Origin of the sequence: Streptomyces sp. G45 (assembly GCF_049542095.1) — a bacterium.
In the GTDB taxonomy this organism is placed as follows: domain Bacteria; phylum Actinomycetota; class Actinomycetes; order Streptomycetales; family Streptomycetaceae; genus Streptomyces.
This window is the reverse complement of record NZ_JBMUZU010000001.1, coordinates 5,559,251-5,582,203: the sequence shown is the minus strand read 5'-3', so window position 1 is coordinate 5,582,203 and position 22,953 is coordinate 5,559,251. Positions and strand designations below refer to the sequence as shown.

The following is a 22,953-nucleotide window of genomic DNA, read 5'->3' as shown; positions in this document are numbered from 1 at the left end:
GTTCCTAGCGTTTTCCCTGGCGGGCGGCGGTGTGCCGCGACGGTCCAGGAGAGGGCGTACGGGATGTTCAGGCGGCGCGCGGCCACCAAGGAGGCGCCCACCGGGCGGACGGCGGGCGACGACGCGCTCACCCTCCACGGGGTGGGCCGCACGTACCGCAAGGGCGGCTTCGTCGCGCTGCACCCGGTCGACCTGACCGTGCCGCGCGGCCGGTTCCTCGCGGTGATGGGCCCCTCGGGCTCGGGCAAGTCGACACTGCTCCAGTGCGCGGCGGGGCTGGACCGGCCGACCTCGGGGACGGTGTGCGTCGAGGGCGTCCCGCTCGGCTCCCTGAGCGAGGCCCAGCTGACCAGGCTGCGCCGCGAACGCGTCGGCTTCGTCTTCCAGGCCCACAACCTGGTGCCGTCCCTGAGCGTCGCCGAGAACGTGGCGCTGCCGCTGCTGCTCGGCGGCGCCACCGGCGACGCGTACGACGCCGCGAGCCGGGCCCTGGCCGCCGTGGGCCTGGCCGACCGCACCGGGGACCGCCCCACCGAGCTGTCCGGCGGCCAGCAGCAGCGCGTCGCCATCGCCCGCGCCCTGGTCACCGACCCGGCGGTGGTCTTCGCCGACGAGCCGACCGGCGCCCTCGACCCGGAGACCGCGCACGGCGTCCTGTCCCTGCTGCGCCAGGCCGTGGACGTCGACGGGCACACCGTGGTGATGGTCACCCACGACCCGGGCGCGGCGGCGTGGTGCGACCAGGCCCTGTTCCTCGCGCGGGGCCGCTTCGTGGCGGTGCTCGACCGGCCGGACGCGGAGCAGGTGCACCAGGTGATGCGGCGCCTTGGCCGCGAGGCGGCGGTGGCGGCGTGACGACTCCGGTGAACGCTCCGGTGACCGCGAGGGCCTCGATACGCGCGAAGGCCCCGGTGAAGGCCCCCGTGAAGGTGACCGCGCTGCTCGCCGCGCGCGCCTCCCGTACGCACCGCAAGGCCTGGGCGGCCGTCTTCGCCGCGCTGGTGCTGACCTCCGCGCTGCTCGGCGCGTTCGCGCTGGCCCTGACGTCGGCGGCGCTCGGGCACGCGCGCGTGGAGCGGTACGCGGGCGCCCCGGTCGTGGTGGCGGGCGACCAGCACACCCGCTACACCGCCAAGCCGTGGGGTTCGGAGCCGGAGACGGTGACGGCCGGGCTGACCGAGCGGGTGCGGGTGCCGGAGCGGGCGCTCGACGTGGTGCGGGCGGTGCCCGGGGTGCGGCGGGCGGTCGCGGACCGGGTGTTCCCGGTGGGCGACGGGCGCGCGTCCGCCACCGGGCGCCCCTGGGACGCCGCCCAGTTGGCCCCGTACGCGCTGCGCGAGGGGCGCGCGCCCCAGCGCGACGGCGAGGTCGTGGTGGGCGGCGGGCACGCGGTGCGGGACCGGGTCGTGCTGCGGGCCGGTGGCGCCGAGGCGACGTACACCGTCGTGGGCGTCGCCGACGGGCCGCGCGCCGCCGTGTACTTCACCGGGGGCGAGGCGCGCCGCCTGGCCGGGCGCGCCGTGGACGCCGTCGGGGTGCTCGCCGACCGGGGCGTGGGCGCGGGCGAGCTGCGCGACCGGGTGCGGGCTGCCGTCGACCGCGCGGGCCTGAGCGGCGTGGGGCGCCGGGCCGACGGCGACACGGCGGGCCTGCGCGTGCTGACCGGCGAAGGGCGGGGCGCCGCCGAGCAGTTGGCCGCCGCGCCCGCCCGCACCGCGCTGCTTGAGCTGCTGGGCGCGGTGGCGGGCTCGGTGGTCCTGATCGCGGGCCTGGTGGTGTCCTCCACGGTGGTGCAGGCGCTGCGGCAGCGCGCCCACGAGCTGGGCCTGCTGCGGGCGGTGGGCGCGACACCACGGCAGCTGCGGGGCGCGGTGGGCCGCGAGGTGGGGCGGGTCGCGGCGGTGGCGGGCCTCGCGGGCGCGGCCCTGGCCGTTCCGGCGTACGCGGGTCTGCGGGCGCTCCTCGAAGGGCGCGACGCGCTGCCCGACGGCCTCGAACTCCCCTTCCCTTACTGGCTGCTGGCGCTCCCGCTGGCCACGGCGGGCCTCACCGTCCTCATCGCCCGGGTCTCGGCGCTCATCGCCTGCGCCCGTGCGGCGAAGGTCCGCCCGGCGGAGGCGCTGCGCGAGCCGGAGCCCGGAACCGGCCGCCGGATCACGGGGCTCGTCCTGCTGGGCGTCGGCGTCACGTCGGCGGGCACGGCCGCGCTCCAGCACGGGCAGGCGGCGGCAGCGGCGGCGAGCGCGTCGGCGGTGTCGATGGTGATCGCCTGCGCGCTGCTCGGGCCGTGGATCGCGCGCGGCGCGCTGCGCGTCCTGGCGGGACCGATGCGGCGTCTCGGCGGCCCGAGCGGCCACCTCGCGGCGGCCAACTGCCTGGCTTCCGCTGGCCGGTTGGGCGCCGCGATCACCCCGATCGTCCTCGTCACGGCGTTCGCCGGGGTGCAGCTGTCGGCGGGCGCGACGCTGACGCACGAGGCGGCGGCGCAGCTGCGGGACGCCGTCCGCGCGGACCTGGTCGTACGGGCCGACGCGGGGCTGCCCGCCGGGGCGGTGGAGCGCATCCGGCGGACTCCCGGGGTGCGGGCGGCGACCGAGGTCGTCCACAGCACGGTCGTCCTGGCGCGCCGCGAGGCGGGCGAGCCCGTCCTGGAGCGCCTGCCCGTCCTGGGCGTCACCACGCCGGGCCTGACCCGCGCCCTGGACCCCGACGTCAGCGCCGGGGCGCTGTCCCGGCTGCGCCCGGGCCACGTGGCCGTCAGCCGCGACCGCGCCCGGGACCTGGGCGCCCGCGTCGGCTCCACGGTGGCGCTGCGCTTCGGAGATGGGGTGGCGGCGCGCCTGAAGGTGGTCGCGGTGTACGAACGGGGCCTGGGCGTCGGGGACTTCCTGTTCTCGCACGCCGAACTGACCCGGCACATGTCGGGCGGGGGCCCGGCGGGGCGGCGGGTCCTGGTGGCGGCGGACGCCTCGGGGGCGCGGGCCCTGGCCGGGGCGGCTCCCGGCGCCCGGATCGAGCGCGGCGCCGGGCCCGCGCGGGACGCGGTCCGCGTCGAGCCGGAGGACCAGGCGCTGGGCACGGTGGTCGGGGGCGCGGTCGTCGCCGCGATCGGCGCCTTCACGGTGATCGCGGTCCTGTCCACCCTGACCCTGATCGGCGTCGGCCGCCGCCCCGAACTCACCCTGCTGCGCCGGGCGGGCGCGGGCCGCGCCCACCTGCGCCGCATGCTCCGCCTGGAGGCGGCGGCCACCGCCCTCACCGGCCTCACCGTCGGCACGGCGGTCGCCCTCGTCCCCCTCCTCGCCTTCAGCCTGACAGCGGCCGGAACCCTCCCGTACCTGCCGCCCACCCAAGCGCTCCTAGTGGTGACGGTGATCGCGCTCACGACGTGGGCGGGGACGATGGGGGCGGCGCGGCGGGTGCTGCGGGGGCGCTATCCGACGGGTTGAGCGCCTGGCCGGGGGCGCCTTGGGCGCCGCACTCGGCTGGGGCTGCGCCCCTTCCCCCTCCGTTGGCGCTCCGCGCCTCGTCCTCAAGCGCCGGACGGGCTGGGACGTTCCCCGGTTCTGGCCGGGATACGTACACGCGTACCGAGTCGAGGGGAACCGCTGCCGCCTACCGTGTGGAGCGGCGAGGCTGGAGACCGTCGACAACGCGGGAGGACGCCGTGAGCGCACAGGAATGGGTCAGCACCTCGGTGCCGTATCTGAAGCCGCGAGAGCCGGGGCAGCCGGACGCGTGGGGTGCCGAGACGGCCGCACGCGGGCGCCGCGGCAGTCAGCGCGTCGTGCACGCCGGTGAGGTGCCCGCGCCCCCGGAGGTGGCGGAACTCCTCGGTGTCGCCGAGGGCGAGGCCGTCGTCGTACGCCGCCGCGTGATGTACCTGGACGGCGAGCCGTGCGAACTGACGGACACCTACTACCCCGTGGCCATCGCGCGCGGCACCCGGCTCGCGGGGACCGCGAAGATCCCCGGCGGCGCGGTCAGCCTGCTGGCGGAACTCGGCTGCGCCGGGGCCCGCGCCCGGGAGGACGTCACCGCGCGGATGCCGGACGCGGAGGCCCGCGACGTGCTGCGCCTCGGCCCCGACGAACCGGTGCTGCTCCTGCGGCGCGTGACCCTGGACCGCGCCGACCGGCCCGTCCAGGCCGACGTGATGACCATGCCCGCGCACCGGCAGCGGCTCCGCTACGAGATCGAGATCGGCTGACCGTGACGACCGGAACCGAAGGCACCGACCGCCGCTCCCCGCACGAGCGCGGGCGCCCGGGGTGTAGCGTGCTACACCCCCCATCCGGGAGGGTGCTCTCTCGTCCCGTGGCGCGGGGACCGGCAGAGTCGAGGGCGTCAGGAAGTCCGCCCCGCCCCGTCGGAACCCCGAAAGGCCCCGCCATGAAAGCCCTGCTCTGGTTCGTGCTCGCCGTCGGCGTGATCGTCAACGCGTTCACCAGCGTCGCCTTCGACGGCGCGCAGGAGATCGTCGTCAGCGTGATCAGCGGAACCGCCGTGATCGGGTCGATCACCGCGCTGGTGCTGACGCGTGAGCGCCACTCGTAGCCTGTAACCCATGCGAGAGACCCTGGAGCGGGCCGACCGGGCCTCCATGCAGCTGCTGACGGGGGCGGGCCTCGCCCTCGTCTCGTACGTATTCGTCGGCGTGCTGATGTTCACGGCGGTGGCCTCGGTCATCGTCATCGGCCTTGGGGTGCTGCCCGAGACGGTGCTGCTGCTGCGCCGGATGGCCGGGGTCAAGCGCCGCCAGGTCGAGCGCTGGTCGGGGGTGGCGATCCCAGAGGCGTACGCGCCGGTGAGCGGCACGCTGATGGAACGGGTCCGCGCGGCCGTCCAGGACCCCGGGACGTGGCGCGACCTGCGCTGGATGGTGGCGCACGTGGTGTACGGGCTGGCGCTGCTGTACCTCGCGCTGCCGCTGTGGATCATCGGCGTCCTCGTCGACGGCGTGTGGTGCGGGCTACTGGGCCGCGGGGCCGTCGTCCTGCCGCTGATCGAACGGCTCGCCGCGCTCGACACGGCCTGGTCGAGCGCGCTGCTCAAGCCGTCGCCGCAGGCGCTGCGCTCCGCCGAACTCGCCGAGCGCGTCGACGAGCTGACGGCGACCCGCGCCGACGCCGTGGCCGCGCACGGCGCCGAACTGCGCCGCATCGAGCGGGACCTGCACGACGGCGCGCAGGCCCGCCTGGTCGCCCTGTCCATGCGCGTCGGCCTCGCCAAGCGGGCGTACGCCCACGACCCGGAGGCCGCGCGCAAGCTCCTGGACGACGCCCAGGACCAGGCCGAGGAGGCGCTGACCGAGCTGCGGCACGTGGTGCGCGGCATCCATCCGCCGATCCTGACCGACCGGGGCCTGGTGGGGGCCGTGCGGGCGCTCGCCGCGAGCAGCGGGCTCGACGTGACGGTCTGCGACGACGGCGTCGAGGGCGGGCCGAGGGCGCCCGCCGCCGTGGAGGCCGCCGCGTACTTCGTGGTCGCCGAGGCGCTGACCAACGCGGCCAAGCACAGCGGCGCCGAGCGCGCCTCGGTGGACCTCTCCCGGGAGCGGACGGGCCTGCGCGTGGTCGTACGGGACGAGGGCCGCGGCGGCGCCGACGAGGGCGGCGGCAGCGGGCTGCTCGGCATGCGTCGCCGGGTGGCCGCGCTCGACGGGATCATGGACGTGCACAGCCCCGCCGGGGGGCCGACCATGATCGGAGTGGAACTGCCGTGCGTGTGGTGATCGCCGAGGACAACGCGCTGCTGCGGGAGGGCCTCGTGCTGCTCCTGTCGACCGCGGGGCACGAGGTGGCCGCCGTCGCGGCGACCGGCCCCGAGATCCTGCCCGCCCTGCTGGAGCACCGCCCCGACGCGGCGGTCCTGGACGTCCGCATGCCGCCCGGGTTCCGCGACGAGGGCCTGCGCGCGGCGCTCGCCGCGCGGCGCGAGATCCCCGGCCTGCCGGTGCTCGTCCTGTCCCAGTACGTCGAGGAGACGTACGCCGCCGAACTGCTCGGCGACGGCGCGAGCGGCGTCGGCTACCTCCTCAAGGACCGCGTGGGCCGCGTCGACGAGTTCCTCGACGCCCTGGAGCGGGTCGCCGCGGGCGGCACCGCGCTCGACCCCGAGGTCGTCACCGAACTCATGACCCGCCGCCGCGACGACCCCCTCGACACCCTCACCCCCCGCGAACGCGAGGTCCTCCACCTCATGGCCGAGGGCCGCGACAACGCCACCATCGCCAGCACCCTGGTCGTCTCCGACCGCGCCGTCAGCAAGCACATCGGCAACGTCTTCCTGAAGCTGGGCCTGCCCCCGTCCGACTCGGGCCACCGCAGGGTGCTGGCGGTCCTGGCGTACCTGAACAACAAGGGCGAGGCCGGGTGATCCGCGCCGTCGCGTTCGACGTCGCGGGAACCCTGGTCAGGGACGACCGGTACTGGGGGACTGGGCCGACTGGCTCGGGGTGCCGCGGCACACGGTGTCCGCCCTCGTCGGGGCGGTGGTCGCACGCGGGCAGGACGACGTCGAGGTGCTGCGGCTGCTGCGGCCGGACATCGACGTGGCCGCCGCGTACGCCGCCAGGGAAGCGGTGGGGCGGGGCGAGCGCCTGGACGAGACGGATCTGTACGACGACGTCCGCCCCGCGCTGGGCGCGCTGCGCGACCGCGGCCACCGGATCGTCGTGGCCGGGAACCAGACGGCGCGGGCCGGGGGCCTGCTCCGCGCCCTGCGCCTGCCCGCCGACATCGTCGCCACCTCGGGGGAGTGGGGCGTCGCCAAGCCCGACACCGCGTTCTTCACCCGGGTCGTCAAGGCGGCGGGCGTCCCCGCGGACCAGGTCCTGTACGTCGGCGACCTCCCGCGCAACGACGTGTTCCCCGCGGCCCGCGCGGGCCTGCGCACGGCCCACCTCCGCCGGGGCCCCTGGGGCCACCTGTGGGCGGACACCCCCGAGGTGGTCGCGACCGCGGACTACCGGGTGGACGGGCTGCTGGAGCTGGTCGGAATCCTCGCGCCAGGCTGACGCACCACGCGGCCGACAGTACGGCCGTCGGGGCCGCGGGACTCATCACGGCGTCCGGCAGGGAGCGAGCCCGTCCGGCGTTTGAGGACGAGGCGCGGAGCGCCAACGCGGGGAAAGGGGCGCAGCCCCAGCCGAGCCCGGCGCCCAAGGCGCCCCGCCAGCTGAAGGCGCCCCCGCCCGCGAAAGGCGACCCCGCCAGCTAGAGCGTCGCCAGACCCGCCGCCGTCGCCGCCGCCAGCCGGTCCAGGTACCCCCCGTCAGGGGCGCCCCGCACCACCACCGCCCGCCAGTACAGCGGGCCGGACATCAGGTCCAGCGCCAGCTCCTCGTCGAGGCCGGGGCGCAGTTCGCCCCGGGCGACCGCCTGGGCGACGATGCCGCTGGCCACCCCGTGCTGGCCCTCGCGCAGGGCCTTCTGGAGGGCGGCCTCGATCTCGGCGTTGCGGGCGGCCTCGGCGAGGAGGTCCGGGATGACCTGGGAGGCGACGGGGTGGCGCAGGGCGCGCGAGGTCACCTCGTACAGCAGCCGCAGATCGCCCCGGAGGGACCCGGTGTCGGGCGTGGGCAGGCCCTGGACGGCGACGGCGGAGACCAGGTCGAGGACGAGGTGCAGCTTGGAGCGCCAGCGCCGGTAGACGGCGGTCTTGCCGACGCCCGCGCGGCGCGCGATGCCCTCGATGGACATCCGCGCGTACCCGACCGCCGCGAGCTCCTCGAAGACGGCGTTCCGGATGGCCTCGGTCACGTCCTCGCGCAGCACGGCGGCCCCGGCGGGCGCCCGGCGGCCCCGCTCCCCCGGCTTGTCCCCCGGCCCGTCCCCCGGCTTCTTCTCGCTCGTCGTCATGCGCCCAGCATAGGGGCGTGACGACGATACGGTTGCGTTCCGACGTCACTACGCCCTACTGTCAGCGTGACGACGATACGGGACCGTCCCGACGTACGAGGCGTACGTGACGTACGAGGTGCACGTGCCGTACGAGGTGCACGTGCTGTGCGAGGTGTGCGCCGCGTACGAGGCGTGCGCCCGCCCGCGCGGCGTACGCGACCCCCGCCCATCGTCCCCCGCCCCCCGCCCCACGCCCCCGAGCGAAAGCAGCGGACGTGACCCACGTACTGGAGAAACCGCCCACTTCGCAGGCCACCGCGGCGCTCACCCCCGCCGAGCTGGCCGCCCGCCACGGCCTCACCGTCAGCGGCGCCCGCGTCCCCCTGCGCGCCTACGTCCGCGACCTGTGGCGCCGCCGCCACTTCGTCACCGCCTTCGCCACCGCCAAGCTCACCGCCCAGTACAGCCAGGCGAAGCTCGGCCAGCTCTGGCAGGTGATGACGCCGCTGCTCAACGCGGCGGTCTACTACTTCGTCTTCGGCGTGCTCATGAACACCAAGCACAACGTGCCGGACTACGTCCCGTTCCTGGTCACCGGCGTCTTCGTGTTCACCTTCACCCAGCAGTCCGCGCTCGCGGGCACCCGCGCCATCTCGGGCAACCTCGGCCTGGTGCGGGCGCTGCACTTCCCCCGCGCCGCGCTCCCCGTCTCGTACTGCCTCCAGCAGCTCCAGCAGCTGCTGTTCTCCATGGTCGCGCTGCTCGCGATCCTGCTCGCCTTCGGCGTGCCGCCCGCCGCCTCCTGGCTGCTCGCGGTGCCCGCGCTCGCGCTCCAGTTCACGTTCAACGCCGGGCTCGCGCTGGCGCTGGCCCGGCTCGGCGCCAGGACGCCGGACGTCGCCCAGCTGATGCCGTTCGTACTGCGTACGTGGATGTACGCGTCCGGCGTGATGTGGAGCATCGACCGGGTCCTCGCCGACCGGGACCTGCCCGGCGCGGTGACCGCGCTCCTGGAGGCCAACCCGGCCGCCGTCTACATCGACCTGATGCGCTTCGCCCTCATCGACAGCTTCCACGCGGACCAGCTCCCGCCGCACGTGTGGGCCTGGGCGGCGGGCTGGGCGCTGCTCGCCGGAGTCGGCGGGTTCATCTACTTCTGGAAGGCGGAGGAGACCTATGGCCGAGGCTGAGACCCCGCGCACCCCCACCCCTGCCCCCACCCCCACCCCCACGGTCATCGCGGATGAGCTGCACATCGTCTACCGGGTCAACGGCGGCAAGACCGGCAGGGGCAGTGCGACGGCGGCGCTGAGCCGGATCATCAGGCGGGGCGAGTCCCCGGGCGTGCGCAAGGTGCACGCGGTGCGCGGGGTGAGCTTCACGGCGTACCGGGGTGAGGCGATCGGGCTGATCGGGTCGAATGGGTCGGGCAAGTCGACGCTGCTGCGGGCGATCGCGGGGCTGCTGCCCGCCGAGCGCGGCAAGGTCTACACCGACGGCCAGCCCTCCCTGCTGGGGGTGAACGCGGCGCTGATGAACGATCTGACCGGGGAGCGCAACGTGATCCTGGGCGGTCTGGCGATGGGCATGAGCCGCGAGCAGATCAGGGCCCGCTACCAGGAGATCGTGGACTTCTCGGGCATCAACGAGAAGGGCGACTTCATCACGCTGCCGATGCGCACGTATTCCTCGGGCATGGCGGCGCGGCTGCGGTTCTCCATCGCCGCCGCCAAGGACCATGACGTGCTGATGATCGACGAGGCGCTCGCCACGGGTGACCGCAAGTTCCAGAAGCGCTCCGAGGCCCGCATCCGCGAGCTGCGCAAGGAGGCGGGCACGGTGTTCCTGGTCAGCCACAACAACAAGTCGATCCGTGACACCTGCGACCGGGTGCTGTGGCTGGAGCGCGGTGAGCTGCGCATGGACGGGCCGACCGACGAGGTCCTGAAGGAGTACGAGAAGTTCACGGGCAGGTGAGCCGGGCTCCCCCTCAGGCACCGCATCCCTTTTGTCGCGTTAACGTGCATATCCTTACACTATGGGTGCGTTGACACTATGGGTGCGTTTGAGCAGCACCCCCAATCGCCCGCCGCACGCCGCGACGCCAGACGCCCCGGAGGGAGCACCGCATGAGCGACCCGCAGCCGCCCCTGACCGTCGTCGTCCACGGCCGCAACGTCCAGGGCCAGTTGACCGAGACCCTCGGCCCGCTGGCCCGGGAGGCCGCCGAGTCCGGCACGCAGGTGGTGGTCGCCGCCGTCGGCGCCTCCGCGCGGGCCGCCGCCGGACGGCACCCCGGGATCGACGTGGTGCCGCTGCCCGACGGCACCTCCGACGGCGTGGCCCGCGCGGCGGGCGCCGACCGGGCCACGGGCCGCTGGCTGCACTTCGTACCGAGCAAGGACACCGTGCCGACGGGCGCCGCCCACGCCGTCGCCGACCGGGTGGCGGGGCTCCCGGACACCGTGGACGTGCTGCTCACCGACCACACCCGCTCGACGTGGCGGCACGCGCGCGTGCCCGGCCCCGACGGGCGCCACCTGGCGAAGGCGGACGGCCGCGACGTGGCCCTCGGGGACTGCCCCGACCTGCTGAAGGCCGCCCCGGTCCTCGCCAACCGGGTGCTGCGGCGGGAGTTCTGGCGGGCGCACGTGGATCACCTCGCCACGGACGACGAGCTGTACGCGGCGCACGCGGCGCTGCTGTGCGCCGACCGGATCGCCGTACTCGACCAGGCCGCCGTCGACGTGCGGCAGGCACGGCCCGAGAGTCTGCCGCCGCTGACGGCCGACGACCGGTTCGCCGCGCTCGACACCTGGGAGCGGCTGCTGCGGCTCGCCGGGGAGCGGGCGGCGGGCCCGGGCCCGTACGCGGTGCTGTACGGGGCGATGGTGGCGTCGAGCCTGCGGACGGTGGCCCGCGCGGGGCTGCCGGAGCCGGAGGCGCGGGCGTTCTTCCGGCGCGCGTCGAAGGCGGCCGTGGACTTCCGCCCGCCGGGCCACCGGCGGCCCGGCGGCCTGGAGGGCGTGCGCCGCCGCCTCCTTGAGGAGGACGCGTACGCGAAGTACCGGGCCTTCCAGCTGGCCGACCAGCGGCGCCGCGAGCTGAGGTCGGCGGCGGCGAGCGGCCGCAAGGCGGCGGCGCGGAAGGTCCGCGCCGCCCAGTACCACCAGGACCTCCGGCGCCCCCTCGACCCGCACCTCGCGGTGTTCTCCGCGTACTGGGACCGGGGCGTGGCCTGCAACCCGGCGGCGATCGCCGCGAAGCTCGCCGAACTCGCCCCGCACATCCACCCGGTGTGGGTGGTGACCCGCGCCAACGCGCCGCTGCTGCCGCCCGGCACCGACCACGTCGTCCCCGGCTCCCGCCGCTACTGGCGGACCCTGGCCACCGCCACGTACCTGGTGAACAACGCCAACTTCCCCAACGCCGTCGTCAAGCGCGAGGGCTCCGTCCACCTCCAGACCCACCACGGCACGCCCCTCAAGCGCATGGGCCTCGACCAGCTCGCCTACCCGGCCGCCGCGCAGGGCCTGAACTTCCACGACCTGCTCGCGCGCGTCGACCGCTGGGACTACAGCGTCAGCTCCAACAGCCACTCCACCGAGATGTGGCAGCGCGCCTACCAGTCCCGTTACGTCGAACTCGACTACGGCTACCCGCGCAACGACGTCTACTACACGGCGACGGCCGCCGACGTCCGGGCCGTCCGCGAACGCCTCGGCATCGCCCCCGGCCGGCGCGCCCTGCTCTACGCGCCCACCCACCGCGACTACGAGGCGACCTGGACCCCGCGCCTGGACCTGGCCGCCCTCGCGGACCGCCTCGGCGACGACACGGTGCTGCTGGTGCGCGGCCACTACTTCTACGGCGGCGCGGCGGCCGGGGCCCTGGCGGGCCTGCGCCGCTCGGGCCGCGTCCTGGACGTGTCCACGTACGACCCGGTGGAGGAGCTGGCCCTGGCGGCGGACGCGCTGGTCACGGACTACTCCTCCCTCATGTTCGACTACGCCAACCTGGACCGCCCCATCGTGGTCTACGCCGACGACTGGGAGACATACGCCAAGACGCGCGGCGTCTACTTCGACCTGCTCGCGGAGCCGCCGGGCGCGGTGGCGCGCACGCAGGAGGAGCTGACGGCGGTCCTCACCGGCGACGACTGGCGGGGCGAGGCGGCGACGGCGGCGCGGGCGGCGTTCCGGCGCCGGTTCTGCGAGTACGACGACGGGCGGGCGGCGGAGCGGGTGGTGCGCCGGGTGTTCCTGGGGGAGACGGACGTGCCGCCGATCGTGCCGCTGGCCGAGCGCACCCCGGCCCCGACCCCACGGGAGGCGACGCGATGACCCCCGACGTGCCCGACGTGACGGTCACGGTGATCGTCTACAACGACGCCGAACGCCTGCCGCGCGCCGTGGAGTCGGTGCTGCGCCAGACCCACCGCGCCATCGAGGTCATCATCAGCGACGACCACTCGACGGATGAAACACCGCGCGTGGCACGGGAGTTGGCGGCCCGTGACGCCCGCGTCCGCTATCTGCGCCTGCCCGAGAACAGCGGCGGCTGCTCCGCGCCGCGCAACCGGGCCATCGACATCGCCCGCGCCCCGTACCTGATGTTCCTGGACAGCGACGACGAACTGCCGCCCCGCGCCGTCGAGTCGCTGCTCGCCGCGCACGCCGAGCGGGAGGTGGACTTCACGATGGGCGCGGTGCGGCGGGTGCGGGTGGACACGGGGCGCACGTCGACGTGGATGCCGCACTTGGTGGCCGAGCGCCGCACGGTCGAGGGCATCGCGGCCGAACCGGGCCTGTTCTTCGAGCACCTGTCGACGAGCAAGATGTACCGCAAGTCCTTCCTGGACGCCCACGACCTGCGCTTCCCCGAGGGCATCCACTACGAGGACCAGCTCTTCTCGGCGCGGGCGTACTGCCTGGCGAGGGCGTTCACGGTGATCTCGGAGCCGGTGTACCGCTGGTACACAGAGCCGTACGGGGCCGCCGCCTCGGCGTCCATCTCCAACCAGCGGCACAAGCTGAGCAACGTACGCGACCGGGTGCACGTCCAGACCCTGATCGACGCCTTCCTGACGGACAGCGGCCACGAAGCGCTGCGGGAGGCCAAGGACTACAAGTTCCTGAAGCACGACTTCCGGATGTACGCCGGGGATCTGCCGTACCGGGACGAGGACTGGCTGCGGGGGTTCACCGAGATCGTGAACCCGTATCTGGCGGGGCTCGCGCAGGGGGCGTACGAGCGGCTGCCGCGCGCGGAGCGGGTGGTGCTCCAGCTGGTGCGGGACAAACGCCTGGCGGAGGCGCGGGTGGCGGCGCGGGGGCTTGGCCACGGGGTCGCTCCCCGCGCGGTGACGGCGGGTCCCGGAGACCGCCTCTACTGGGGCGACCGCGTCCCGTCCTCCCCCGCCGCCCGGCGTGAACTCGACGTGACGGACCTGGAGTTGGACACCCGCCCGTTCCCGACCGCCCAGTTCCGGCACGAGATCACCCGGGTGGAGCGGGGCGGGGGCGCGGCGCTGCGGCTCGCCGTCCGGACCTACGATCCGGGCCTGCGGCTGCCGGTGGGCCCGCAGGTGGCCCGCCTGGTGGTGACCCCCGGTCGGCGGCGGCTCACGGTGCCGTTCCGCCTGGACCCGGTGCGCCCCGGTGTCTTCGAGGGCGAGGCGGTCCTGGACCTGGCGGCGGCCTCCGTCCCACTGACCGGCTTCGCGGGCACCCGGCACCCCCTGCTCCAGCTCACCTCGGGCCGCCAGCGCAACTCGGGCCTGCTGCTCGCGCCCCTGGACCTCCCCACCCTGAGGGCCCACGTCCCCTACCGGGCGGGCCTGGCCCCCCACGTCATCACGGCGGAACCGGAAGCCCGCGGCGCGGGCCGCCTCCAACTCACCTGGACCCCGGTGGGCCCCACGCCCCACATCCTCCGCCCCCTGACCCCCCTCGTGACGGACCCCCGAGCCACCCGCCTCCGCAAAGCGGCCCACGCGGCAGCACGCGCCCTGCGCTGACCCGGTCAGGCACTCAGACGGCCAGGCCGCCCGGCTTCGGGAACGTCGGCGGCGACAGAGCGCGCCATGGAGTACCTCGGCTCGTCGCGTGCCAGACACAGGCAGCCCAAGGCCGTGCCGGTGCCGAGAAACCTCCAGCGCACCACGGCGTCGTGCCAGTCGGCGTCGGTCGGGCTGACGAAGAGGGCCACCTCGCCGGGCAGTGCCACCATGATGGCCAACGTGATCACTAGAGCGGGCGCGGCCACGCGGCTGCCCGAACGGCCTGCGGTGAACCGCAGCCCGATGAGGGTCAGCAGGACGGTGAGCAGCGCCAAGACCAACGCTTCCTGCGCCAGTCCTCCCCACGGGAGTGTGCGGTCTTCGGGCATGGCCACCCGGATCAGGCCCACCGCGAGAGCCCAGGCGACACCCGGCACCAGAGCCCCGGCACCCAGCCGAACGACGCGGCGAGTACGGCGCGTGACGGCGGTCACCGCCGTGCTGCTCGCCGCCGGGTCGTCCAGGAGGAAGGCGACGCCGGTGACGGCGAACACCGCGCAGGAGCGCAGCAGCAGGGCGGCCGCCTCAGTATCAGGGTGAGCCGAGACCAGCACCGGTACGACCGCGGCCACCGCGCAGCAGGCGGCACCGCACAGCAGGGGCACCGTGCGGGCCGCGCGTGTCTCCGCGACGATCAGCGCGCGCAGCACTCGGAAGGATGTCAGCACGGTCCGTCCTCCGCCGCGGGGGATCGTGGGGCGGGGACACCAAGGATGTCGGCCGCCTGGTCCAGGCTGGTGCGGGGGTCGGTGAGAGTGGTCCACGACGCTCTGATCCGTGCCGAGATCCCGGCCCGCGGCCGGTCGATGAGGGTGAGGACCATGTCGACCGCGCCGCGTGGCACGACCAGACCGGCGTTGGCGTTGAGCGGTGAGAGGGTGGTGAGCCCCCCGTAGCTGCGGGAGGCGTGATCGCGCAGAGCGGACGCCGTCTCCTCGGTCGCCTGCGCCGCCAGCCAGAGCACCACGAGACCTCGGGCGCCGCAGACCTTGGCGACGGCGGGGTCGTCGGCCCGGCTTCCGGCGACACTCCGGTAGGCGAACCCCGCCGCGAACCCGATCACCGCGCTGTTGCCGCCGCCGCTCGACGGACCCCATTCGGTGCCGACGACCACCGCTCCCGGGGTGCGGGCACGTCGGTCGTCTCGCGCCCACCGCTCCACCGGGGCGGGCGGGGCCACGCCTTCGGGAGCGAAGGCCTCCGGGCTGATGTGCTGGCGTACGAAGTACTGGCTTCGCCGCGCCGAGGAGGGAAGCTGCTCCAGGACACGTTCCGCCACGCGCGCCCACTGGACACGACGGCCCAGGTACTCGGGGAAGGCGCAGTAAGTGACGGTGCCCTTCCTCTCGCACTCCTGCAGGGCGGCGGGGGCCGTGTTCGCCCTGCCCCGGGCCGTGGCCACCGAGTCCGGCAGCGGTCGCAGCTGGCCCAGGGCGGTCGCCGTGGTACCGAGCAGGGCCGCGGCCAGTGCCACCCTGATCCCCCAGCCCCGGTGTTCTCCGCTGCGCCACAGGGCTCCCACTGCCAGGGCCGCGGTGCAGCACAGCAGATAGAGAAGGTGCAGACCCGCGGGCCGATCCAGGAGATCGCTGGGAACGGTAGCGCGGAACTGGTCCTCGAAGGCGACCGGTGCCAGCCATCTGGCCCGCGCGGTGCCGTTGAGGGCGCCGAGCACCGTCACCACGCCCAGGGCGGCGAGCACGAGCGGCCCAGCGGCCACGGAGCGGGTGAGGCGGGCCAGGAAGACGGCGAGGCCCGCGGCCAGCAGGACCACCAGCGGTCCCGTGGCCACTTCGCTGACCGCTGGGCGGCTCACCGCGCCAGGCCGGGTGGCCAGGTGAAGGACGCGGGCCGCGGCGAGGACCCCGGCGATGACCGCGGCGGGGACGGCAGACAGCAGGTGGGCGGTGGTCCGCCGCCACGGTTCGAGCACCAGCACCTCGTACAGGTCGTCGGTGTGGTCGCGGACGGGCCGCAGGGCGGCAAGGTGGACGGCGAGGAAGGTACCGGCGGCCAGGAGGAGCAGCGGTGCCTGGCCGGTCCGGGCCTCGTCGTGGAGCACCGGATAGCGGCTCGCCTCGGTCGCCGTGACCGTGTGGAACCAGTGGGCCAGATAGGCCGCCAGAGCCAGCAGCAGGGCCGGATGCCGCAGCAGTCGGCGGGTCTCGCAGAGGGTGAGCACCAGCATGGCCCTGGCCGGTGGAGACATGGACCAGGTCACCGCGGGACCGCGCGCGGGCGGGCGGACTGGTCGGGTGTCGGTCGTGGTCATGCCGCCGGTGCCTTCCGTGCCTCGGGCACCGTGTCGAGCAGGAGCAGATATCCGTCCTCCAAGGTCGGCGGCGCCAGATCGGCCCCGGCGGGCGGAGTGCCGATGTTGCGGAAGGTGCCGCGGCCCGTGAGCCAGCCCGCGACGGCCTGCCGACAGCGCTGGTCGCTCAGCCAGACCCGGCTGTCGGCCACTTGGCGCAGCGAGTCGGGGGACCCGTCGAACTTCACCGTGCCGGCGTCCAGGACGATGACCCGGTTGCACAGCGCGGTGACGTCCTCGGTCTGGTGGGTGGAGAGCAGCACCGTTCGACCGGCGCCCAGATCGGCGACCAACTCACGGAAGCGCAGGCGTTGTTCGGGGTCGAGCCCCACGGTGGGCTCGTCCAGGATCAGCACCTTCGGGTCGCCGAGCAGCGCCGCGGCCAGGGCCAGACGCTGCCGCATGCCACCGGACAGCGACTTGACCCTCCTGCTCCTGTCCTCGCTCAGACCCACCGCTGACAGCACTCGGCGGACCTCCTGATGCCGCTGGGCCCGGTTGCTCATCTCTCGCAGGATGGCGACGTAGTCGATGAACTCGAAGGCGGTGAAGTGCGGGTGGAAGCCGGGTGACTGGGGCAGGTAGCCCAACTGGCGCCGGATCCGGGTCCGCTGTTTCGGCCTGCGTGGATCGAGGCCGAGCACGTCGATCCCGCCGCCGTCGGGGGCCAGCGCGGTCGCCAGCGTGCGCAGCAGCGTCGTCTTGCCGGCGCCATTGGGCCCGAGCAGTCCGGTGACACCGTCCCTCAAGGTCATGGATACGCCCTTCAAGGCGAGCTTGCCGCGATACCTCACGGTCAGGGCACGCACGGCCACGGTGGTCGCACCAGGTGTGGTCGATGCCATCGAGGGGTCACCTTCTCTGTGTCGGATTCTCTGTGTCGAAGCTGGCTCGGAGTACGGAGATCAGTGCCACGGCGGTGAGGAAGAGTCCGGCGACCGCCGTCTGGCCAAGAGCGGAGGCGACGATGTCCGCGTGCCGGGTGAGCGTGAGGAGCACCAGCCACCCAGCGACGACGACACAGGCGGCGGTGACGTGACCGAGCCGCGCGGACAGCGCGATGCTCAGTACGGTGAGGGTGCAGGAGGGCAGCAGCCAGGCGAAGGCCACGAGCCCGACCCGGGGCAGGGCGCACGCCGTGGCGGTGGACAGCACCAGACTGGTTCCCAGGACCACGGTGGACCGGATGAGAACCAGACGCAACGCGCTCATGGGGGCGACGAGGCCCACTTCGTACACCGGATCCCAGCGCCGCCCGAAGGACACGGCGACGCCCGCGACCGGCAGAAGCGGAGCCACGGCCAGAAGGACCAGATGGGCGTCGGCGGCGTCGGCGAGGCGCGCGACGAGTGCGGTGAACAGCAGGGTGAGAACGGCACCGCCCAGCCAGGAGCCGCGCAGCGCAGGCGTGGCGGCCATCAGCCGGGCCACGCGGTCCGGCACGCGCAGCCGCAGCAGCAGTCGCTCAAGGCGGCCCGGGACGGGGACGTCGATCGCCTCGTCCACCCGGTTCCAGATCCGGTCGAGCACGGCTGGGTCCACGGCTGAGGCCAGTCGGTCGGCGCAGTGGGCGCACACGTCCAGGTGCGGTTCCAGCCTCTGTTGGAGCACGGGCGACAGCCCGCCGCGGGCGTACTCCCGCAGTACCTCGTCCGCCGCGTGCGCTGTTCGGTCGTCGCGCGTCACTGATGCCACCTCCCGCTGCCGAGTTCCTCGCGCAGCCGCTTGCGGGCCCGCATGGCCCGTGTCTTGACGGTGCCGGGCGGAATGCGCAGCCTGGCCGCCGCCTCATCGGTCGACAGGCCGTCCAGCACGGTGGCCTGCATGACGTCCCGCAGGTCGGGTGAGAGTCTGGCCAGCGCGTCGGACAGGTCACCGTGCTCCACTCCGGCCAGGACCCGGTCCTCGACCGAGGGCTCGTGCGGGCGTCGCACCCGGCGCAGGGCCAGCCGCAGCCGCTCCTGGGATCCACCGCTGCGCGACACGTCCGCGAGACGCCGGGAAGCGATGCGCCACAGCCAGCCCCTGATGTCGCGGACATCGGGCTGCCGCCGCTCGGCGCAGCGCCGCCAGACGGCGACGAAGGTCTCCTGCACCACGTCCTCGACTTGACCGGCGTCGGCAGCGCGGCATCGCAGCCGCGCCACGAGCCACGGCGCATAGCGCCGGTACAGCGCCTCGAAGGCCAGCCGGTCCCCCGCCGCGACCGCTGCGAGGTCCGGCTCCAACGGTTCCTCCCGCTGCATCCGCGTCACACCCTCTTCGTCGGGCCGACCCCGCTGCCCGGTTCACCCCGCGCCTTGAGAACTTCGCGCCGCCAACTCCGCGTCACGAACTCCGCGTCACACACTCCGAGTGGAGTTCGAGTGGAGAACGTCGAGCACACCATCGGCCGCGAGCGCACAGGGGAGGTGAGGAGCCGGGCCCGGCTCCTCACCTCCCCTGTCGGTTCAGGTCAGGCGCAAAGCACCACGCCGTCGAATCGCGCGGGCCAGTTGCGCTTACTGGTCAGCACGTGGTCCGGCTTGAGATCGGTGCAGGGCGAGTCCGGAGCGAGGGACCACTTGACCTTCACCCACTTGGTGGTGCTGCACCAGTTGTAGACTCGCGCCGTCCTTCCGTCGACGTCGACATCGATGCAGTTGGGCAGGGGTGGCACGGAGATCTTGCCGCTCCCGTTGGAACGCACGGCCGTCGGTGCCGACGCGTCGGCACCGATGTCGGCGGCTTGCGCGGTGCCCAGGGCGCCGGTCGCGGCCAGCGCCAGGGTGACACCGCTGACCGCCAGGGTTCTCTGCACTGTTCTGAGCTTGCTCACAAGGATCTTCCTCCGTGGCGTCACTGTCGTCTCGAACTGGCATGCCGGGGTCGAAGTTAGCCATGAAGCGCCGGGGGTTCGACGGGCGATCGGTGAAACGGCGCCTATCCGCCGATAGTTGAACCGAGCCACGTGTGGCGCGTTTGCGCCAAGTCCCTTCCATACCCTCTGCCCATTCCCGCGAGTCCGGTTAACTTCTGCATATCTGGCGCGGCGCAGACAACCGCATGCTGACGCCCAGCGGGGGAAGTGGTTCATGCCACAGCGAAGATCTCGTTCCGTTTTCCGGCGCCCACGGGCACTCACCGCACACCGGTCCGATGCCTGAGTCCGAGCGAGGCGTCGATCAACTCGACATCCGCATTCTGCGCCTGCTCCACGACGGCCACACCGAGGCCGCCGTCGCTCGGATCGCAGCTCTGAGCTACCGATCCGTACAGCGGCGCATCCAACGCATGAAGGAGGAGTTCGCAGCCACCAGCAGGTTCGCGCTCGGCGCGGCAGCCGAGCGCAGAGGACTCCTCACTCAAGCCAATGCCGAAGAGGAAGGAAACGGCGAGGATTTCCCACCATGACATCCGAGCAGAATCCGCCAAGAGAACAAAATTCACAACAGCAACTTCATGGAAATCAGAAAGCACTCGGAGCCTCGGAATCCGTCAGCGATCCGCACCCACAGCATGGGCCCGTCGCCGAACCTACCGGCCAAGGCGTACGCCTCAAGAAACGCCGCCCAAGCAGCATCCCGCTAAACAGTCTCGAACGACAACCATCCCTGCGGGCTCCGCCGCCTCAGCAGGTGCGCCACGCTGTCCCGCACACTTCGCCCTACGGCAGCATGCGCGCTGCAGCGCGCATGCTGATCTCCGTGGCATCAAGTGCCGCGCGAGCACGGGCAGCGAAGTCGCCGCCCCGCGTCGACATCACCCCCGCTGTCCCTTCAACCCCTCGTACGCTTCCCGCAGTTCCCCCGCTTCCCGCAGCCCTCGCCCCTCGACCGACTCGACGACCTCGCGCACCCTCCAGTGGTGGGCGGGCAGCAGGTGACCCGAGACAACCGCCCGCAGGGCGATGGCGCACGCCTCGTCGAGGCGGTCGGCGGACAGCAGCGTCAGGGCGAGGTCGAGGTGCGCGGACACCGCGCGGCGGGGCCACACCCCCGACCCGTCGCCCAGGCGGAACTGGGCGATCACCTCGCGTGCGGGCCCTTCGGCGGCCGGATCCCCCAGCCACGCCAGGGTGGTCGCGGTGTAGGACGTGGCCTTCGCCGGGTCGTACTGGTAGTGGTGCTCGGGGCGCGCCCGCGGCACCATCGCGGTCGCGAGCCGCTGCACGCGGTCGATGGCCTCGTACGCCTCGCGCCGCTCCCCGAGGCGCGCGCGTGCGCGGCCTTCCTGCGCGGTCGCCTGGAGTTCGGCCGAGCTGCCCCGGGGCGCGACGCGCTGGGCGGCCCGGGACAGCTCCACCGCGCGCGGATAGTCCCCGGCCGTGAGGGCGCGCCAGGCCTCCGTCTCGTAGGTCCACGCGTGGATCTCATGGTGGTCGGCGTGCTGGGCCAGCGCGGCCGCCGTGGCGAGCCGCGCGCTCGCGGCACGGGTGTGGCCGAGGTCCACGTGCAACGTCGCGGCCAGGAGTGACAGCCATCCCCCGATGACGATCAGCCGCCGGTGCTCGCTCAGCGTCTTGCGGTCGTCCAGCAGCCTGCCGACGTACGCCAGGTGCTGGCGGACCTCTCGCAGCAGACCGGCGGGGCGCTCCGTCTGGTACCGGGTCGCGAACTGGTCGAAGGCCAGCTCAAGCCGGTCCAGTGTCTCGCCGCCGACATCACTGGCCCGGACCCGGCGCTCCAGCTCGATCGCCTCCAGGTCGTCGGCACCGCTCTCGTCCTGCGGCATGCCGGGAGCGCGGCGCCCCGGGCGCGGCGGAAGCCGATGCTCCGCGGCCAGCAGGGCGCCGTCGGCGCCGGTCAGCCGGTCGAGGCCGCGCCTCAGGTTCTCGGACGGCCGCTGTGTCCCCTTCAGGACGCGAGAGAGGTACGCGACGTCATAGTTCAGGTCCCGGGCGGCCTGACGCGGGGAGATGCCCCGCTCCGAGAGGGCGCGGCGAGCACGAGCGGCGAAGTCGGTCACGGGTCGCTCCGGACGGTTGTCGGCCGTTGACACCGAGTGTAGTCAACAGGCGGTCAACTGGTCCGAGTTGGCGCGGAGGGCGAAGGATCGGCACCACCCCCCGTACGTGCCCAACGGCACCTGACCCAAGGACCCCCATGCCCGAGCCTTCCTCTCCTCACGCCTCCCCCACCCCCGGCATGACCCTGCGCGTCTACACCGTCGCGCCCAACGGGTCCATCACGCGGGACACCGGCACCCGTCGCATCACGCCCACCCCAACACCCCTCTCCCACCGCTTACTTCACTGCCGCCCCTGTGCGCGTGCAGCCGCTGCCGAGGGCAGGCCCCGGCGCCCCGGCCAGGGGCGGCGCCCTGACCCCGACGGGCCGCCGTGGGCGGCTTACGCGCTCCGCGTATGGCCCCGGTGCTGGAACACCCACGTCCGGTACACCAGGAAGCGGAAGGCCGAGGCGAGCAGGATCGACAGGGCCTTGGCGACGTTCGAGCCGAGGGGGCCGTTCATGGCCGCCCCGTGGTACGCGGCGTAGAACAGCAGGCTCTCCATGGCCACGCCGATGCCGCTGAAGGCGAAGAAGAGGGCGATCTGCCGCTTGGTACGGGTGTCCCGGTCGCGGTACGCGAAGAAGCGGAAGCCCAGGTAGTTGGTGCCCATGGCGACGACGCTGGCGAGGACCGTGGCCGTCATCGGGCCTGAGGCCAGGCCGTGCAGCAGCAGGTTGAAGACGACGAAGTTGACGGCGACGCCGCTGCCGCCGACGACGCCGAACTTGACGAGTTCCAGGCACAGGCGGCGCAGCCGGGCGGAGGCGGGCAGCAGGGCTCGCTGGCGGCGGCGCGGCGGCGCGGCGGGCGCCGGGGCCTGGGCCGGGGGCGCCTCGTGCAGAGTGCCGCTCGTCATCCGTGCGGCCCCGGGCCACCCACACCGCGCTCGGGCCGCGCCGCGGGCCGCGGCACCCGCACCACCGCGGGCGCCCCCCGCAGCCGCAGCTTCCACGGCATCACCACCGACTCCAGCTGCACCATCAGGTTCATCTTGGACTCGCCGACGGTCCGGTCCTCGAAGTGGATGGGGACCTCCATGACGCCGAAGCCCCGGCGCAGCGCGCGGTACTTCATCTCGACCTGGAAGCTGTAGCCCGCGCTGTCGACGGTGGCGAGGTCCACGGCGCGTACGGCGTCGGCGCGCCACAGGTTGAAGCCGCCGGTGATGTCGCGGACGCGGGTGCCGAGGATCGTGCCCGCGTAGGCGTTGGCCCAGCGGGACAGGAGTTTGCGGTGGGCGCCCCAGGCGTCGGAGAGGGTGCCGCCCTGCACATAGCGGCTGCCGACGACGACGCCCGCGCCGGTGGCGAGGGCCACGCCGAGCAGCTCGGCGACCTTGTCGGCGGGGTGGCTGCCGTCGGCGTCCATCTGGAGCACGTAGTGGGCGCCGTCGGCGACGGCCCGCGCCATACCGGCGGCGTAGGCGCGGCCGAGGCCGTCCTTCGCGGTGCGGTGCAGCACGCCCATGCGGGGCCCGCCGTGCTCGGCCTCGACGCGCCGGGCATGCTCCTCGGCGAGGTCGCCGGTGCCGTCGGGGCTGGAGTCGTCGACCACGAGCAGTCGCAGACCGGGCAGGGGCAGCGCCATCAGGGCGTCGACCATGCCGGGCAGGCTGCCCGCCTCGTTGTACGTCGGCATGACCACGGTCAGTGGCGTGGCCGCCCACTCCTCGGGCAGTGTGCCCGCACCGAGCGACCGGACCGCGCGCTCCGCCGCGTCCAGGGAACTTGCTTCTGTCATCGGCT

Annotated in this window: 21 protein-coding genes and 1 pseudogene; 11 read left to right on the top strand and 11 right to left on the bottom strand. The window is 73.9% G+C overall.

Annotated elements, in window-relative coordinates:
* Nucleotides 1-63: 63 nt before the first annotated feature.
* The 7 genes and pseudogenes from ACOBQU_RS23490 to ACOBQU_RS23460 all read left to right on the top strand — a co-directional run bounded on the left by ACOBQU_RS23490 (nt 64) and on the right by ACOBQU_RS23460 (nt 7,018).
* Nucleotides 64-855 (top strand): ABC transporter ATP-binding protein, encoded by a 792-nt coding sequence (locus tag ACOBQU_RS23490; protein ID WP_423629270.1) that lies wholly within the window; start codon nt 64-66, stop codon nt 853-855.
* Nucleotides 852-3,449: an FtsX-like permease family protein gene (locus ACOBQU_RS23485; RefSeq protein WP_423629269.1), complete on the top strand. Its 2,598-nt coding sequence runs from the start codon at nt 852-854 to the stop codon at nt 3,447-3,449. The genes ACOBQU_RS23490 and ACOBQU_RS23485 overlap by 4 nt, the downstream gene beginning before the upstream one ends.
* 218 nt (nt 3,450-3,667) lie before the next feature.
* Entirely contained in the window at nt 3,668-4,210 is a 543-nt protein-coding gene (locus ACOBQU_RS23480) for a GntR family transcriptional regulator (RefSeq protein ID WP_423629268.1), read from the top strand.
* 182 nt (nt 4,211-4,392) lie between these two features.
* Entirely contained in the window at nt 4,393-4,557 is a 165-nt protein-coding gene (locus ACOBQU_RS23475) for a hypothetical protein (protein WP_423629267.1), read from the top strand.
* Between the two features lie 10 nt (nt 4,558-4,567).
* The gene (locus ACOBQU_RS23470; protein ID WP_423629266.1) at nt 4,568-5,734 is read left to right on the top strand and encodes a sensor histidine kinase; all 1,167 of its coding nucleotides are present in this window, start codon (nt 4,568-4,570) and stop codon (nt 5,732-5,734) included.
* Complete coding sequence (locus ACOBQU_RS23465; RefSeq protein WP_423629265.1) at nt 5,722-6,378, top strand: LuxR C-terminal-related transcriptional regulator; 657 nt, start codon at nt 5,722-5,724, stop codon at nt 6,376-6,378. Before ACOBQU_RS23470 ends, ACOBQU_RS23465 begins: the two co-directional genes overlap by 13 nt.
* Nucleotides 6,375-7,018, top strand: a pseudogene (locus tag ACOBQU_RS23460) (HAD family hydrolase). The gene ACOBQU_RS23465 and the pseudogene ACOBQU_RS23460 overlap by 4 nt, the downstream one beginning before the upstream one ends.
* Nucleotides 7,019-7,217: 199 nt before the next feature.
* Here the strand turns inward: ACOBQU_RS23460 and ACOBQU_RS23455 are convergent.
* Nucleotides 7,218-7,862 carry a TetR/AcrR family transcriptional regulator gene (locus ACOBQU_RS23455; RefSeq protein ID WP_423629264.1) on the bottom strand — a complete coding sequence of 215 codons (645 nt, stop codon included), beginning with the start codon at nt 7,860-7,862 and terminating at the stop codon, nt 7,218-7,220.
* Between the two features lie 257 nt (nt 7,863-8,119).
* Between ACOBQU_RS23455 and ACOBQU_RS23450 the strand changes: the two genes are divergently transcribed.
* The 4 genes from ACOBQU_RS23450 (at nt 8,120) to ACOBQU_RS23435 (ending at nt 13,863) form a co-directional block, all read left to right on the top strand.
* Nucleotides 8,120-9,034, top strand: a complete 915-nt coding sequence (locus ACOBQU_RS23450; protein ID WP_423629263.1) for an ABC transporter permease — start codon at nt 8,120-8,122, stop codon at nt 9,032-9,034.
* A complete protein-coding gene (locus tag ACOBQU_RS23445; protein WP_423629262.1) occupies nt 9,021-9,821 on the top strand; it encodes an ABC transporter ATP-binding protein in 801 nt (266 codons plus the stop codon). Before ACOBQU_RS23450 ends, ACOBQU_RS23445 begins: the two co-directional genes overlap by 14 nt.
* Nucleotides 9,822-9,973: 152 nt before the next feature.
* The gene (locus ACOBQU_RS23440) at nt 9,974-12,187 is read left to right on the top strand and encodes a CDP-glycerol glycerophosphotransferase family protein (RefSeq protein ID WP_423629261.1); all 2,214 of its coding nucleotides are present in this window, start codon (nt 9,974-9,976) and stop codon (nt 12,185-12,187) included.
* The gene (locus tag ACOBQU_RS23435) at nt 12,184-13,863 is read left to right on the top strand and encodes a glycosyltransferase family 2 protein (protein WP_423629260.1); all 1,680 of its coding nucleotides are present in this window, start codon (nt 12,184-12,186) and stop codon (nt 13,861-13,863) included. Before ACOBQU_RS23440 ends, ACOBQU_RS23435 begins: the two co-directional genes overlap by 4 nt.
* 5 nt (nt 13,864-13,868) lie before the next feature.
* Here ACOBQU_RS23435 and ACOBQU_RS23430 read toward each other — a convergent pair whose 3' ends face one another.
* The 10 genes from ACOBQU_RS23430 to ACOBQU_RS23385 all read right to left on the bottom strand — a co-directional run bounded on the left by ACOBQU_RS23430 (nt 13,869) and on the right by ACOBQU_RS23385 (nt 22,948).
* Entirely contained in the window at nt 13,869-14,573 is a 705-nt protein-coding gene (locus ACOBQU_RS23430; protein ID WP_423629259.1) for a hypothetical protein, read from the bottom strand.
* Nucleotides 14,567-16,177 carry an ABC transporter permease gene (locus tag ACOBQU_RS23425; RefSeq protein ID WP_423629258.1) on the bottom strand — a complete coding sequence of 537 codons (1,611 nt, stop codon included), beginning with the start codon at nt 16,175-16,177 and terminating at the stop codon, nt 14,567-14,569. Before ACOBQU_RS23425 ends, ACOBQU_RS23430 begins: the two co-directional genes overlap by 7 nt.
* Entirely contained in the window at nt 16,174-17,061 is an 888-nt protein-coding gene (locus ACOBQU_RS23420; protein WP_423629257.1) for an ATP-binding cassette domain-containing protein, read from the bottom strand. Before ACOBQU_RS23420 ends, ACOBQU_RS23425 begins: the two co-directional genes overlap by 4 nt.
* Nucleotides 17,062-17,068: 7 nt before the next feature.
* Nucleotides 17,069-17,902, bottom strand: coding sequence for a hypothetical protein (locus ACOBQU_RS23415; RefSeq protein ID WP_423629256.1), 834 nt, complete (start codon nt 17,900-17,902; stop codon nt 17,069-17,071).
* The gene (locus ACOBQU_RS23410; protein WP_423629255.1) at nt 17,899-18,462 is read right to left on the bottom strand and encodes an RNA polymerase sigma factor; all 564 of its coding nucleotides are present in this window, start codon (nt 18,460-18,462) and stop codon (nt 17,899-17,901) included. Before ACOBQU_RS23410 ends, ACOBQU_RS23415 begins: the two co-directional genes overlap by 4 nt.
* Before the next feature lie 209 nt (nt 18,463-18,671).
* Complete coding sequence (locus ACOBQU_RS23405; RefSeq protein ID WP_423629254.1) at nt 18,672-19,034, bottom strand: hypothetical protein; 363 nt, start codon at nt 19,032-19,034, stop codon at nt 18,672-18,674.
* 302 nt (nt 19,035-19,336) lie between these two features.
* Nucleotides 19,337-19,675, bottom strand: coding sequence for a hypothetical protein (locus ACOBQU_RS23400; protein ID WP_423629253.1), 339 nt, complete (start codon nt 19,673-19,675; stop codon nt 19,337-19,339).
* A gap of 282 nt (nt 19,676-19,957) precedes the next feature.
* Complete coding sequence (locus ACOBQU_RS23395; RefSeq protein ID WP_423629252.1) at nt 19,958-21,163, bottom strand: helix-turn-helix domain-containing protein; 1,206 nt, start codon at nt 21,161-21,163, stop codon at nt 19,958-19,960.
* Nucleotides 21,164-21,545: 382 nt separating this feature from the next.
* Nucleotides 21,546-22,064, bottom strand: a complete 519-nt coding sequence (locus ACOBQU_RS23390; protein ID WP_423629251.1) for a GtrA family protein — start codon at nt 22,062-22,064, stop codon at nt 21,546-21,548.
* The gene (locus tag ACOBQU_RS23385) at nt 22,061-22,948 is read right to left on the bottom strand and encodes a polyprenol monophosphomannose synthase (RefSeq protein ID WP_423629250.1); all 888 of its coding nucleotides are present in this window, start codon (nt 22,946-22,948) and stop codon (nt 22,061-22,063) included. Before ACOBQU_RS23385 ends, ACOBQU_RS23390 begins: the two co-directional genes overlap by 4 nt.
* Between the last annotated feature and the right edge of the window lie 5 nt (nt 22,949-22,953).

Bases quoted from the DNA above. Each gene is read 5' to 3' on its own strand.
- ACOBQU_RS23490 (WP_423629270.1), top strand. From the start codon at position 64: ATGTTCAGGCGGCGCGCGGCCACCAAGGAGGCGCCCACCGGGCGGACG.
- ACOBQU_RS23475 (WP_423629267.1), top strand. From the start codon at position 4,393: ATGAAAGCCCTGCTCTGGTTCGTGCTCGCCGTCGGCGTGATCGTCAAC.
- ACOBQU_RS23470 (WP_423629266.1), top strand. From the start codon at position 4,568: ATGCGAGAGACCCTGGAGCGGGCCGACCGGGCCTCCATGCAGCTGCTG.
- ACOBQU_RS23455 (WP_423629264.1), bottom strand. From the start codon at position 7,862: ATGACGACGAGCGAGAAGAAGCCGGGGGACGGGCCGGGGGACAAGCCG.
- ACOBQU_RS23445 (WP_423629262.1), top strand. From the start codon at position 9,021: ATGGCCGAGGCTGAGACCCCGCGCACCCCCACCCCTGCCCCCACCCCC.
- ACOBQU_RS23440 (WP_423629261.1), top strand. From the start codon at position 9,974: ATGAGCGACCCGCAGCCGCCCCTGACCGTCGTCGTCCACGGCCGCAAC.
- ACOBQU_RS23435 (WP_423629260.1), top strand. From the start codon at position 12,184: ATGACCCCCGACGTGCCCGACGTGACGGTCACGGTGATCGTCTACAAC.
- ACOBQU_RS23425 (WP_423629258.1), bottom strand. From the start codon at position 16,177: ATGACCACGACCGACACCCGACCAGTCCGCCCGCCCGCGCGCGGTCCC.
- ACOBQU_RS23420 (WP_423629257.1), bottom strand. From the start codon at position 17,061: ATGGCATCGACCACACCTGGTGCGACCACCGTGGCCGTGCGTGCCCTG.
- ACOBQU_RS23410 (WP_423629255.1), bottom strand. From the start codon at position 18,462: ATGCAGCGGGAGGAACCGTTGGAGCCGGACCTCGCAGCGGTCGCGGCG.
- ACOBQU_RS23390 (WP_423629251.1), bottom strand. From the start codon at position 22,064: ATGACGAGCGGCACTCTGCACGAGGCGCCCCCGGCCCAGGCCCCGGCG.
- ACOBQU_RS23385 (WP_423629250.1), bottom strand. From the start codon at position 22,948: ATGACAGAAGCAAGTTCCCTGGACGCGGCGGAGCGCGCGGTCCGGTCG.